Origin of the sequence: Paenibacillus rhizolycopersici, from assembly GCF_014947195.2 — a bacterium.
GTDB lineage: Bacteria > Bacillota > Bacilli > Paenibacillales > Paenibacillaceae > Fontibacillus > Fontibacillus rhizolycopersici.
The window spans coordinates 18,499-31,069 of sequence record NZ_JADCNN020000010.1 but is presented as its reverse complement, the minus strand read 5'-3'; the positions used below and the strand labels follow the sequence as shown (position 1 = coordinate 31,069).

Here is a 12,571-nt window from a genome sequence, read left to right as displayed (position 1 = left end):
ATGGCCCCCAATACGTAACTCGTTTAGGAGCAAGGAGCGAGCGTAAACTCGCACCATAGTAGTATATCAAATTGATGTCAGCTGTGCAAGGACCCAATACTTGCCTTCTTTAAGACCATGATGACAAGTCCTCTCATCCGCTTCCCATGACTTAAACATTTCCCCCACATCGCTTTTATGCTTGTAAATAATTATCGGTCCTTCGCGGTACATGATTAAGCCGCTCTGACAAACAATAAGCGTGAATTCCAATGTGAGGCTGAAAGGAGGAACGCCAGATGGGTGAACAAACGGAATTTGAGGAAGGCATGCGCGCTCCAAACCCGGGCGTATACGTGGAAGTCGGTGAGGCGCGAAGCTTCCATACGCAGATACAACATCCAAAGCGGATTACGTTGCAGAAGGGCGAGAAATTCCCTGAGACGTCAAACAAAGACCGCAAGTGGAAAAAGGAAGAAAAGGCCCGCGTCCATTAAGGATTTTTGACCCATTAAAATTCATGTGTATAGAAAAACGAATCCTGCACATAATACAATCGACGGCGAGCAAGAGAGGTGTGGTTCCGTTGGTCCGTTTAGAGGATTCCGCGAGAAACAAACCGCAAGGAGATCTTGTTCACGACTTGTAGAAGCATCAGATCACGAGTTAGCGAAGACCCCTCTTCCCTGATTCGTGCTTGCTAAGGCAAACATCGTAAGGTTTCTGTTTGTCGCTGAGAAAAGAATTCCAAAATCAGTTCGCCGTCAACCAGAGGAAGGACCCGAAAGGGTCCTTCTTTCCTTTTGATTAGGCTCAAAATTCTATACAACAAAAATAACTCCTACGCATAAACGTAAGAGTTCGTCTAATTAAGTAAATGGCGGAGAGGGTGGGATTCGAACCCACGCACGCCTTGCGACGCCTAGTTGATTTCGAGTCAACCCCCTTGGGCCTCTTGGGTACCTCTCCACAGCAAGAATGATTGTACCATGAATTCATTCCGAATGCAATAGAGGCATCCTTCATCCCATAAATTGTTTGTTCCTCTGACGTTTATTGTCCGTCCTGCCCCGACTCCTCTTGTGTGGGCGTCGCCGAGCGGAGCACTTTACGCATATTCTTCTCGAACTTGGCACGGGGCACCAAAACGCTGTGTTTGCAGCCTACGCATTTGATGCGGATGTCCATACCCATTCGGATGATTTCCATTTCATTGCTGCCGCAAGGATGGTTTTTTTTCATTTGCACGATATCGCCCAACTGAAATGATTTACGCTCCATCGCTTATTCCCCCTATCCCATCTTCTATACTTATGTCCTATTCCTACATGAGGCCTTCCGGTGTTACGCGTTCATCTCTGCCTGCTCCAGTGCTTCCTTGGCATAGGTCTGAATCTGCCGCTCGACATCGGCACGTACAGCCGGGGGGCACTCCACGGCGATCCGAATGACGTATTCGCTTGCCGTTAAGGACTGGATGCCCAGGACGCTTGGTACCTGAGGGATATGCTCCTGTTCCTCGCTCAATCGCTGCATGGCCCCCTGGAGCAGCTCTACGGCCCCTTCTAATTTCCGAGTGTTGCTGAACGGCAAATCGACCACTGCCAATGCGGTCCCCACGGAAAAGTTCGTCACATTGGTGATCATCCCGTTTGGAATGATATGTACCTCCCCCGTCCAACTCACCAGCCGCGTGGAACGTAGACCAATAATTTCTACCGTTCCCTTCAGACTGCCCGTTTGAATCACGTCCCCAACGGCAAACTGATCCTCCAGGATAATAAAGAACCCGGTAATGACATCCTTCACCAAACTCTGGGCACCAAAACCTATGGCCAGCCCAAGAACACCGGCGCCCGCTAACAGCGGTGCCAAATCATAACCAATCTCCCCCAACACCAACATCACCATAATGAAGTTGCTGGTGATACTGGTGACATTTTTCAGCAGCTCTCCCACCGTAATCAATCGCCGCGGGTTCATCTGCAGCCGGCTTTTTTCTCGCTTCTGCAAAGATCGATCGATCAACCGGAACACGATATGAACGAACAAACGAGTGAGGACAAAGATAATGATGATTTTTATCCCCGCGTAGAGAACATTCGTCCACATATCCATATCTGTAAACCAATTCCATATATTATCTCTCCAGGTGTTTACCGTTTCGGCAGCATCCTGGATCACTTCAGTTTCATTTGCCAATAGCATATCTATCAATCCTTCTCAGATTTCATAACTTGATGCTATCATAGCCCATCCCTTGACGGGAGTAAATCCCCCGAATCTCTACTGATTCGGATGTAATAATCTCTTTAACCGCATCCAATGATAATTGCGGGAACCGTATCGATAACGCGCACCCGGCGGTGATTTCTTTAGGCGTGGGGCATAAATCAATGTCTACGTCGGCATACTCCAAAAGCATTTCGGCGCGCAGCGCTTGCTGGGTTGAATCAAAGGCCATCACCAACCAATCTTCTTCTTCCACTTCGATTCCTCTCCTTTTCCCCAATGAGACTTTCGTATGAGTATATAATATGTGTTTCTTCCATATACTATCTACTAAATCTTTGAAGTGCGCTTCGTACGCACATGATCCCCCAGTGGAAAGGAAGATTCCATGTCACAGCTTCAACCGACAATTCCAGGGCAAGAAATTCCTTATTTAAAAATCCCGCATACCGAACCCGGCATTCATTCGGCGATTATTCACCGGTTGCTTTTGCATTTTGGACAGGTTACCCCTGGGCAAGATATGGTCATCGTGTGCATTGGTACGGACCGTTCTACCGGTGATTGCTTAGGGCCTCTGGTCGGTAGCGCATTGGCCAAGTATCACAGCTCGCACTTCCACCTTTATGGCACCTTAGAAGAGCCTGTACATGCGATGAATTTAAAAGAAACGCTGGACCAAATCCACTCTAGCTTCGTTGATCCGTATATTATTAGCATTGACGCTTGTCTCGGCCAAACGTCCAGCGTGGGATCCATTCAGGTCGTCCAAGGACCGCTTCGTCCCGGCGCAGGCGTAAATAAAGAATTACCGCCGGTCGGCGATATCCATCTAACGGGCATCGTCAATGTCGGCGGCTTCATGGAATACTTTGTTCTGCAAAATACGCGTCTTAGTCTAGTCATGCGGCTTTCCGAAATTATCTCGAATTGCTTGTATACCGCGATTAAGGAGTGGACCCGGGGTTCGATTTCTCTAGCCCGGCGAGAGCTATAGCTTCACGCTCTTCCGGAGAGAGTGCATGCGGTGACTCCCCTTTCTCCAAGCCCTTGGCATATACAAAAGAGCCATCTCGATTGTAAAGCCCTGTGAGGACCACACCATCTTGCTGATCGTTGACGAACGCAATCGAGAAGCTCAAATCGTTCCCTTTTTCTCCAAAAGCGTTATACCGTTTAATGCCGATCTTCGACTTTTGCATAGGCATTCTTTTTTGGATTTGCGCGAGCTGCTGCTTTTGTTCCTCCTGGAGGTCTTCGATTTTACCCTGCTGCATTTTTAAATCGATCAACAAGCTCTCCAGATCTTCAACGCCGGCACCTTTCATCATCAGTTCGTATCTTTTCTTCATCTTGCGCAGCTTACTTCCTTGGATCAGATTCCAGACCAATAGCCACAGAATCAGGAGAACCAAACCTCCGACGATCCAGCTTAATTGCTCAAAGATGAGATCATTCCATTCCCGCATGCGACTGTCTACTCCTCTATGCTTGAGATCATTTAATTAATTGAAGTATTGCATGAATGAACATTTGTAACTCTGCCTCTGTCGTCCTATAACCTACACTTGCACGGACGGCGCCACCTTGTAAGGTCCCAGCGGTTTGATGTCCTAAAGGCGTACAATGGTAACCGGCGCGAACGGCGATACCATACTCCTTGTCTAACGTGAACGCGACCTCAGATGCATCTCTTCCTTCAATCGTAAAGGAAACGATGCCTGTTCGAGGCTGTCCCACTTGCGGACCGATCAGACGAATACCCGGGATGGCCTGCAGTTCCTTCATTAAATACTGCGTTAACTTCCATTCATGCTGATGAATCCGCTCCACCCCGCATTCCAGAACCGTTTCTACACCAGCACCTAGTCCGGCAATCCCCGGAGTATTTACAGTACCCGCTTCATAACGATCAGGTCGAACGGAAGGCTGCTCGCTTTCCTCGGATTGGCTTCCCGTCCCTCCATGCAGCAGCGGTTCCAAATCAATTTCCGGGTGAATGTACAAGCCTCCGGTTCCTTGAGGCCCGAGCAATCCTTTGTGACCCGGGAAAGCAAGAAGATCAATCCCCATCTCTTGCACATCCACTGGATAACAACCCGCCGTTTGAGCTGCATCAACCAAGATAATCGCTCCATTTGCATGAGCTATCCGACTTAACTCTTGAATCGGTAAAATGCAACCCAGCAAATTCGAACTATGAGAACATACAAGTAAACGTGTATGAGGTTGAAAAAGTTTCTCCACCTGAAGCAAATCCAACTGGCCCTGACGATCCACCTCGGCATAATCAACTTCAATACCCATTGTCCGTTTTAAAAATTCCAAAGGACGCCTTACTGAATTATGTTCGACCGACGTAGCTATAACATGATCCCCCGGCTTCAACCAACCTTTAATGGCTAAATTCAAAGCAGAAGTTGCGTTGGACATGAACGCGATGTCGTTCGGATTAAGTACGCCAAACAATTTTGCAAGCTTCATACGGGTCTGATACAGTACCCTACCCGCATGCAACGCCATCCCATGATTTCCACGTCCTGCATTGGCAGCTGGTCCGTTTAGTATTTCCAACATGACTTCTCCTACCCTAGGAGGTTTTGGCCAAGATGTAGCTGCATGATCTAGGTAGATGACCGATTTTGTCTCGCGCAACGATAACTCCTCCTCGGGCGTTAAGCTCCACAAGTGTTCATTCATAAGATCAGAGACAGACCAAGAAATGACATACCCTTCTTTTATCGAGCCCCTCTTGCTCAGGCTATCCAAAAGATGGATATGTCATTTCATTTATCCTTTAGCTCAGCATATCCAGTAATCGCTGCAAATCCTGCTGGCTATAATAGTTAATTTCGATTTTTCCCTTATCCTTGTTTGCTTTAATTTTCACGGTCGTCTTATATCGTTCACGCAAATTTTCTTCTACCTCATCGATATAAGGATCCCGTTTCTTTCCGGTTGCTTTCGGTTTTTCTTGTTTCTTGCGATCGAGTTGTTGTACCGCATCCTCCAGATCTCGAACACTCCACTCATGATCGATGCACTGCTGGGCTAATTGTTTGATCGTGGTTGGGTCTTTTAGTCCAACTAATGCTCGAGCATGTCCCATCGACAATGTTCCACGTGAAACATATTCCTTAACTTCCTCCGGTAAAGATAATAACCGTAAGAAATTAGCAATATGTGAACGAGACTTACCCACCTTCATCGAAAGTTCTTCCTGGGTCAATTGGAATTGATCCATCAGCCCTTGATAAGCCACGGCTACTTCCATTGCGTTTAAGTTCTCCCGTTGCAGGTTCTCAATAAGGGCAATCTCCATCACTTGCTGATCAGAGAAACTCCGTACTACAGCAGGAATCGTTGCGTTTCCACAAAATTGCGAAGCGCGGAACCGCCGCTCCCCAGCGATAATTTCATACCCTTTAAGCACGCTACGCACAATAATCGGTTGAATGACTCCATGCTGCCGAATAGATTCGGCCAATTCCCGTATTGCCTCTTCGTCGAAAGTTTTGCGTGGTTGATACGGATTGGCACGAAGCTGATTGAGTGGAATCTCGACCACCTTATCATCATCTTGGATCGATAGTGCTGGGATCAGAGCATCCAATCCTTTGCCCAATCGTTTATTCATAAGATACCACTTCCTTTGCCAACTCAAGATAAACTTCCGCACCCTTCGATCGAGGGTCATACGTAATAATGGATTGACCATGGGATGGAGCTTCGCTTAAACGCACATTGCGTGGAATCACTGTCTTGTACACCTTCTGCTGGAAATACTTCTTGACCTCTTCAATCACTTGAATGCCCAAATTCGTTCTAGCATCAAACATCGTCAACAAGACCCCTTCAATTTGCAGGGATGTGTTCAAATGCTTCTGAACCAATCGTACCGTATTAAGCAGTTGGCTCAATCCCTCCAAAGCGTAATATTCGCACTGTATAGGGATAAGTACGGAATCTGCTGCGGTCAAAGAGTTGATCGTTAAGATCCCAAGCGATGGCGGGCAATCGATCAAGATATAATCGTACAAATGACGAATCGGTTGTAGCGACTTTTTGAGTCTGACTTCCCGTGATATCGTTGGAACCAACTCGATTTCAGCACCGGCTAATTGAATCGTTGCTGGAATGATATGCAAGTTTTCAATGTCGGTATGTGCGATAGCTTCTTTCGGATGAACTTCGTTGATCAGCACATCATAGATGCAATTCGCTACATCTGCTTTATTAATGCCAACACCACTTGTCGTATTGCCTTGAGGGTCAATATCGATCAGTAGTACTTTCTTTCCGATGGCAGCTAGGCCCGCCCCCAAATTGACGGAAGTCGTCGTCTTTCCGACGCCCCCTTTTTGGTTAGCTATGGCTATGATTTTAGACAATCCAGTTCACCTCAATATAATAGAAGAATCTCTTTGTAGTCCTCATGTACGCATTCTAGGCTGCTGCTACAAAAAGACCTATAGCAATGCGTTGTGAATACAGCTGCCGATCGATAAAAATATCAGCCGTAACAGTCTTTATCCACATGTGCATAACGCTTATCGTTCAAGACCGAAAAAGAAACTGACCTTCAACCTCGCGGTTGTGGTCAGCGAGTGAATTTATGAACGTTTTGGAATCTGAATCACAATTTCATAATGATCTTCATGATCCTTTTCTTCCGTTTTGATTTGCAAGCCCGATCCGGTGACCATGTCAATGGATTGGCGGATCGTATTCAAGGCTAAACGAACATCTTTCGTAAAAGAAATTCGTTTCGATGGAGACTTTTTGTTTTTGTCCAATTCTTTGTAGAAGGTAATGCGAGCTTCTGTCTGCTTGACATTCAACTCTTTGCTAATTACTTCACCCAGGACCTTTAACTGCAATTCTTCCGAGTCCAAGGACAGTAAAGCACGCGCATGACGTTCTGTAATTTTCCGTTCCATCAGCGCTGTCTTTACACCCTCCGGAAGCTGCAACAGTCTGATTTTGTTAGCAATGGTTGACTGGCTCTTTCCAAGGCGTTGTGCCAGGCTTTCCTGCGTCAACTGGTGTAAATCAATCAAATTTTGGTAAGCTATAGCTTCCTCTATCGAGGTGAGCCCTTCTCGTTGGAGATTTTCAATCAAGGCAATCGATGCCGCTTGCGAATCGTTGAAATCTCGCAAAATTGCAGGAATGGACTCTAAACCCAGCTTTTTGACGGCTCTCCAGCGGCGCTCTCCGGCGATAATTTCATACTTCTCATTCCGGTAACGAACGACAATCGGTTGAATCACGCCATGCGTACGAATCGTTTGGCATAACTCATCGATTTTCTCGTCGTCAAAGATCGTCCGCGGTTGATAAGGACTGCCGACAATTTCCTCCACCGGAATTTGTCTTACTTCATCTCCGCCGCTTCGTTCGGTTAACCCAAACAATTTAGAAAATTGTTCTTTCATTCCGTCAATTACCACCTAGTTTCATAGTGACATAAGGCCAAACCGCCTTACGAATCATCCCCCGGGATGACATTACTCCAAACGAAATGCAATATAAAACCTGATATATCTATTCTACCACTTTTTCCTCTATAATCCTATTCTCTAATTGAGAGAAGTTTAAGAAAAGAAGATAGATTTATCGGCCTAAAGACAAAAAAATCCCCCTTAGCTATGTTTCACGTGGAACAATTTGCTAAGGGGCATAGCTTATGATTTAAATCAGCGGCATCTTGACCGGTGTTCCAGGTTTTCTGGGGTACTTTTTTGGTGTTGGGGCTGTCTTTTGAATAATGACCAAATGACGTTCCGAATTTTCCAGCGGAAGTGAAAACTCGGGAGTGCTGACCCACTTCCCTTTTAATTCAGACAAACTACGGGCCGCTTCCTTCACTTCATCCACCGGATTGCTTCCTTTCATAGCCACGAATAATCCGCCAGGTTTAGTAAATGGCAGACAAAACTCGTTGAGAATGGCCATCCGGGCAACAGCTCGGGCCGTGACCAGATCAAACGCATCGCGAAGTTCCTTCTGCCGCCCCAAGTCCTCAGCGCGTCCATGCAGCAATTGTACTTGGGATAAACCAAGTTCAGTAACCACATGCTGCAAAAACTGGATTCGTTTATTTAGAGAGTCCACGATCGTTAGCTGCAAATGTGGATAACAAATTTTTAACGGAATGCCGGGGAATCCCGCCCCTGAGCCAATATCCGCCATAGACCCCATCTCCCCCATCGGGACATGGAACGCTAGGCTTATCGAATCATAGAAATGCTTGATATACACCTGTTCTCGTTCGGTAATCCCGGTGAGGTTCATCTTTTCATTCCAGTCAACTAGCACTTCGTAATATCGTTCGAATTGCTTCAACTGCTCGTCCGACACCTCGATGCCATGACCTTGGAGCAGTGTGCAAAATTGGGCTTGTATCGAATCCAATGGTTACCCTCCTGCAGCCGTGACCCGGTTATAATGCTCTAAATACACCAGCAAAATCGAAATGTCGGCCGGTGTAACCCCCGAAATCCGCGAAGCTTGACCGATCGAGATCGGACGAATTTTAGTCAGCTTTTGCCGTGCCTCTATCGCCAAGCCTTGAATATCATCATAGTTGATCGTTTCGGGTATTTTTTTCTTTTCCATTTTTTGTAACTTATCAACATGGATCAATTGCTTCTCAATATAACCCGCATACTTGATTTGAATTTCAACTTGCTCCTGCATCTCTTCATCAAGTTCGATCTCCGACGGGGACAATGAAGCGATATGAGCATACGACACTTCCGGACGCCGCAAAATCGTGAGCAAGTTGCTGCCATCCTGAATCGGTGCCGAACCGATCGACTCGAGCAGCGGATTGATATCAGTAGGACGAACCTTCGTTGACTTCAATCGCTCAATCTCTTGCTCAACCTTCTCTTTCTTATCCAAGAACCGCGCATACCGCTCTTCCGAAATCAAGCCAATGTCATGGCCCAGCGGCGTCAGACGTAAGTCTGCATTGTCGTGACGAAGCAGCAGGCGATATTCGGCACGCGAGGTAAGCAAGCGATACGGTTCATTCGTGCCTTTCGTCACCAAATCATCGATCAATACGCCGATATAACCTTGCGAACGATCAAGAACAACAGGTTCCTTGCCCTGCACTTTACGGGCAGCGTTAATCCCGGCCATAATGCCTTGTCCCGCCGCTTCCTCATAACCGGAGGTCCCGTTGATTTGTCCCGCTGTAAACAGTCCAGGCAGCCGTTTCGTCTCCAAGGAAGGCCACAGCTGAGTCGGTACAACCGCGTCATATTCAATCGCGTAACCGGTGCGCATCATTTGTACGTTTTGCAGACCCGGCACCGAACGCAGCATTTTTAGCTGAACCTCCTCGGGCATACTAGTGGAGAAGCCTTGTACATAATACTCCGACGTATTCTTACCTTCCGGTTCCAGGAAAATCTGATGTTTCGGCTTGTCGCTGAACCGCACGATTTTGTCCTCGATAGACGGACAGTACCGCGGACCCGTGCCTTCAATCACCCCGGAGAACATCGGCGCACGATCCAGGTTATCCGTAATGATCTTATGCGTCTCTTCGGAAGTATACGTCAGCCAGCAAGGGAGCTGCTCATTGTCCGATTCTTTCGTCTCATAGGAAAAAAACTTCGGTTTCTCATCCCCAGGCTGTATCTCCGTTTGCGAGAAATCGATCGTATCCTTATGCACCCGCGGCGGCGTCCCTGTTTTGAAACGCACCAGCTCAAAGCCCAGCTCCTTCAAGTTTTGAGACAGTCGCACCGAAGGTTGCTGGTTGTTTGGGCCACTTTCGTACATCAGCTCGCCCATGATGATTTTGCCGCGCAGATACGTACCGGTCGTCAGTACCACCGCTTGAGCCCGATACTCCGCGCCGGTCTTGGTAATTACACCCACACACTGGCCATCCTGAACGATCAACTCCTCAACCATCCCTTGGAGCATCGTCAGATTCGGCTCCTTCTCCATCGTTTCCTTCATCGTATGTTGATAGGAGAATTTATCCGCCTGCGCGCGAAGCGCGTGAACGGCCGGGCCTTTCCCGGTATTAAGCATCCGCATCTGGATGAACGTTTTGTCGATATTACGGCCCATTTCGCCGCCCAAGGCGTCAACCTCGCGCACGACGTGGCCTTTTGCCGGACCTCCAATCGAAGGATTGCACGGCATAAAAGCAACCATATCCAAATTGATCGTAACCATCAGCGTTCGACATCCCATCCGCGCTGCAGCCAAAGCCGCCTCGCAGCCTGCATGCCCCGCGCCAACCACGATCACCTCATAGTTTCCGGCAGCATAACCCATGTATCGTCAACCTCCTTTACCCTACACCCTTCAAACTCTATCCGTAACATCATACCATGAACCGGCTCTGCTGATACTAGAGAACGCTTATTTCCCCAAGCAAAATTGAGAAAAAATCTGATCGATCAACGCATCCGGCGCCGAATCCCCGATCACCTCGCCTAGCTGCTCCCAAGCGTACCTCACGTCAATTTGCAAAATATCGATCGGAATCCCGCTGTCCGCCGCCTCGTACGCATCCGCAAGGGACTGCTTTGCCTTCTTCAGCAAGGCAATATGGCGCACATTACTTACATACGTCAGGTCGTTCGACTCCAGCTTTCCGCCGAAGAACAATCGGGCAATCGCTTCCTCCAGATGATCCAGCCCTTCCTCCGTTTTGACCGACAACTCGACGATCGCTTCCTCGGAAAAATAACGCCGTACCACCTCCCGATCCAACTGCTGCGGTAAATCGATTTTATTCAAAAGAACGATCGTGGACCGCCCCTTCAGTTGCTCCATCAAGGCAACTTCGTCCTCATGCAGCGCCTCGGCGCTGTTGAGCACGAGCAAGATCAAGTCCGCCTCGTTCACCGCCGCTTTGGACCGCTCCACCCCGATCTGCTCGACTAGGTCCATTGTCTCGCGGATCCCCGCCGTGTCGAGCAGCTTCAGCGGGATATTATTGATCGTCACATATTCTTCGATCACATCCCGCGTCGTTCCGGGGATGTCGGTGACGATTGCCTTATTCTCGCGGGCTAGGGCATTCATCAGCGAGGATTTCCCGACATTCGGGCGGCCGACGATCGCCGTCGTAATTCCCTCGCGCAAAATCTTCCCCTGCTCCGCCGTCTTCAAAAGCGCATCGATGCCTTCCGACACCGCCGTGCATTTCTCCTTGATAAACGCCATCGTCATCGACTCCACGTCATGCTCCGGATAATCGATGTTCACTTCGATATGCGCCAACGTCTCGATCAATGTGTGTCGCAGCATCCCGATTTGGCGCGACAGCTGGCCTTCGACCTGCTTCAGCGCCACGGAGAATGCCCGATCCGACTTGGATCGGATCAGGTCGATGACCGCCTCCGCCTGCGACAAGTCGATCCGGCCGTTCAGGAACGCGCGTTTCGTGAACTCGCCCGGTTCTGCGAGGCGAATGCCTCGCTGCTGGAGCAGCAGGTCCATCACGCGTTTGACGGAGATGATCCCGCCGTGCGTGCTAATCTCCACCACGTCTTCCGTGGTGAAGGAGCGCGGCGCGCGAAAGACGCTGACGAGCACCTCCTCGAGCTTGTCGCCCGTCGCCGGGTCCACGATGAAGCCATAATGTACCGTATGGCTCTCCGCCTCCGGCAGCGCCGTCTTGGCGCGGAATAACCGCCCCACTTCGGCGATAGCCTCCGGTCCGCTGACGCGGATCACGGCGATGCCGCTTTCGCCCACCGCTGTCGATATCGCTGCAATTGTATCGCTAAGCATTTTGCTTCACCTCGCTAGTTGTTTTAAAACCGTTCGTGAATTTCATAGCTCCGCTGGTCGTATGATCCTACGATCGCTGTTGTTCGCGGATTTCTTGGATTGGACTAAATTCAGAAGTTGTAGAAATCCGCTCACAAAGGCGAACGCTCCGCTTCTTCGGATTCATACGCCCCTCTCCCCCCCAATTCACTCACCCCATCAGAGCATCCTCATGCATCGCATTGCTCCGAGTGTCAGCGCCATCTCCGCAGGAGACAGCGCCCTCCTTGCACATAGTCACACTTCAAGCGCCTGCCGCTACTCCTCGATCCCTTCGAAGCATCCGCCCTCACGTCTTACTCCTACGTCAGCGCATCCCGAAGGGATAGCGCCCTCCTTGCATGTAGTTTCTCTACCACCGCAAACCGTACTCGACGCTCCCCTCAGAGCCTCTCACTCACAGGCAGGAACTCTAAAGTAGAGGCGGGCCCCGCAGGGGCGAGAAGCCGCTCCCACCTCCACATCCCCTCGGGTGCGCCAACAGCAGTAGTCATGAGCAGAACGGTTTACCAGGTATCCCGGGTGCTCCCAAGTAAGACGTACCCCG

The 12,571-nt window shown here is 49.0% G+C and carries 13 protein-coding genes and 1 tRNA gene; 2 read left to right on the top strand and 12 right to left on the bottom strand.

From position 1 onward, the window contains the following. The first annotated feature begins 278 nt into the window (after positions 1-278). Positions 279-476: a YjzC family protein gene (locus IM700_RS12505; RefSeq protein WP_155604534.1), complete on the top strand. Its 198-nt coding sequence runs from the start codon at positions 279-281 to the stop codon at positions 474-476. Positions 477-857: 381 nt separating this feature from the next. Here the strand turns inward: IM700_RS12505 and IM700_RS12500 are convergent. The 4 genes from IM700_RS12500 to IM700_RS12485 all read right to left on the bottom strand — a co-directional run bounded on the left by IM700_RS12500 (position 858) and on the right by IM700_RS12485 (position 2,443). Next, positions 858-948 (bottom strand) — tRNA-Ser (locus IM700_RS12500). 84 nt (positions 949-1,032) lie between these two features. Next, positions 1,033-1,260: a DUF951 domain-containing protein gene (locus IM700_RS12495; RefSeq protein ID WP_155604533.1), complete on the bottom strand. Its 228-nt coding sequence runs from the start codon at positions 1,258-1,260 to the stop codon at positions 1,033-1,035. 63 nt (positions 1,261-1,323) lie between these two features. Next, positions 1,324-2,187, bottom strand: coding sequence for a mechanosensitive ion channel family protein (locus IM700_RS12490; RefSeq protein ID WP_193417605.1), 864 nt, complete (start codon positions 2,185-2,187; stop codon positions 1,324-1,326). A gap of 22 nt (positions 2,188-2,209) precedes the next feature. Next, positions 2,210-2,443, bottom strand: coding sequence for a putative Se/S carrier protein (locus IM700_RS12485; RefSeq protein WP_155604906.1), 234 nt, complete (start codon positions 2,441-2,443; stop codon positions 2,210-2,212). A 156-nt stretch (positions 2,444-2,599) separates the two neighbouring features. Here IM700_RS12485 and yyaC point away from each other — a divergent pair, with 156 nt between their 5' ends. After that, positions 2,600-3,208: a spore protease YyaC gene (gene yyaC / locus IM700_RS12480; RefSeq protein ID WP_193417608.1), complete on the top strand. Its 609-nt coding sequence runs from the start codon at positions 2,600-2,602 to the stop codon at positions 3,206-3,208. On the opposite strand, the gene IM700_RS12475 is transcribed toward yyaC, so the two are convergent. The 8 genes from IM700_RS12475 to mnmE form a co-directional block, all read right to left on the bottom strand. Further along, the gene (locus tag IM700_RS12475; protein WP_193417610.1) at positions 3,159-3,680 is read right to left on the bottom strand and encodes a DUF4446 family protein; all 522 of its coding nucleotides are present in this window, start codon (positions 3,678-3,680) and stop codon (positions 3,159-3,161) included. The genes yyaC and IM700_RS12475 overlap by 50 nt on opposite strands. A gap of 28 nt (positions 3,681-3,708) precedes the next feature. Further along, on the bottom strand, positions 3,709-4,866 hold the full coding sequence (locus IM700_RS12470) for an aminotransferase class V-fold PLP-dependent enzyme (protein WP_239483860.1): 1,158 nt from the start codon (positions 4,864-4,866) through the stop codon (positions 3,709-3,711). Between the two features lie 142 nt (positions 4,867-5,008). Beyond that, positions 5,009-5,848: a ParB/RepB/Spo0J family partition protein gene (locus IM700_RS12465; protein WP_193417614.1), complete on the bottom strand. Its 840-nt coding sequence runs from the start codon at positions 5,846-5,848 to the stop codon at positions 5,009-5,011. Then, positions 5,841-6,602, bottom strand: a complete 762-nt coding sequence (locus tag IM700_RS12460; protein ID WP_155604527.1) for a ParA family protein — start codon at positions 6,600-6,602, stop codon at positions 5,841-5,843. The genes IM700_RS12465 and IM700_RS12460 overlap by 8 nt, the downstream gene beginning before the upstream one ends. 222 nt (positions 6,603-6,824) lie before the next feature. Beyond that, positions 6,825-7,649 (bottom strand): nucleoid occlusion protein, encoded by an 825-nt coding sequence (noc, locus tag IM700_RS12455; RefSeq protein ID WP_155604526.1) that lies wholly within the window; start codon positions 7,647-7,649, stop codon positions 6,825-6,827. A gap of 256 nt (positions 7,650-7,905) precedes the next feature. Further along, on the bottom strand, positions 7,906-8,628 hold the full coding sequence (rsmG, locus tag IM700_RS12450; RefSeq protein ID WP_193417616.1) for a 16S rRNA (guanine(527)-N(7))-methyltransferase RsmG: 723 nt from the start codon (positions 8,626-8,628) through the stop codon (positions 7,906-7,908). A 3-nt stretch (positions 8,629-8,631) separates the two neighbouring features. Continuing rightward, positions 8,632-10,518, bottom strand: coding sequence for a tRNA uridine-5-carboxymethylaminomethyl(34) synthesis enzyme MnmG (gene mnmG, locus IM700_RS12445; protein ID WP_193417618.1), 1,887 nt, complete (start codon positions 10,516-10,518; stop codon positions 8,632-8,634). Between the two features lie 87 nt (positions 10,519-10,605). Further along, the gene (mnmE, locus tag IM700_RS12440) at positions 10,606-11,985 is read right to left on the bottom strand and encodes a tRNA uridine-5-carboxymethylaminomethyl(34) synthesis GTPase MnmE (protein WP_193417620.1); all 1,380 of its coding nucleotides are present in this window, start codon (positions 11,983-11,985) and stop codon (positions 10,606-10,608) included. Positions 11,986-12,571 lie beyond the last annotated feature (586 nt).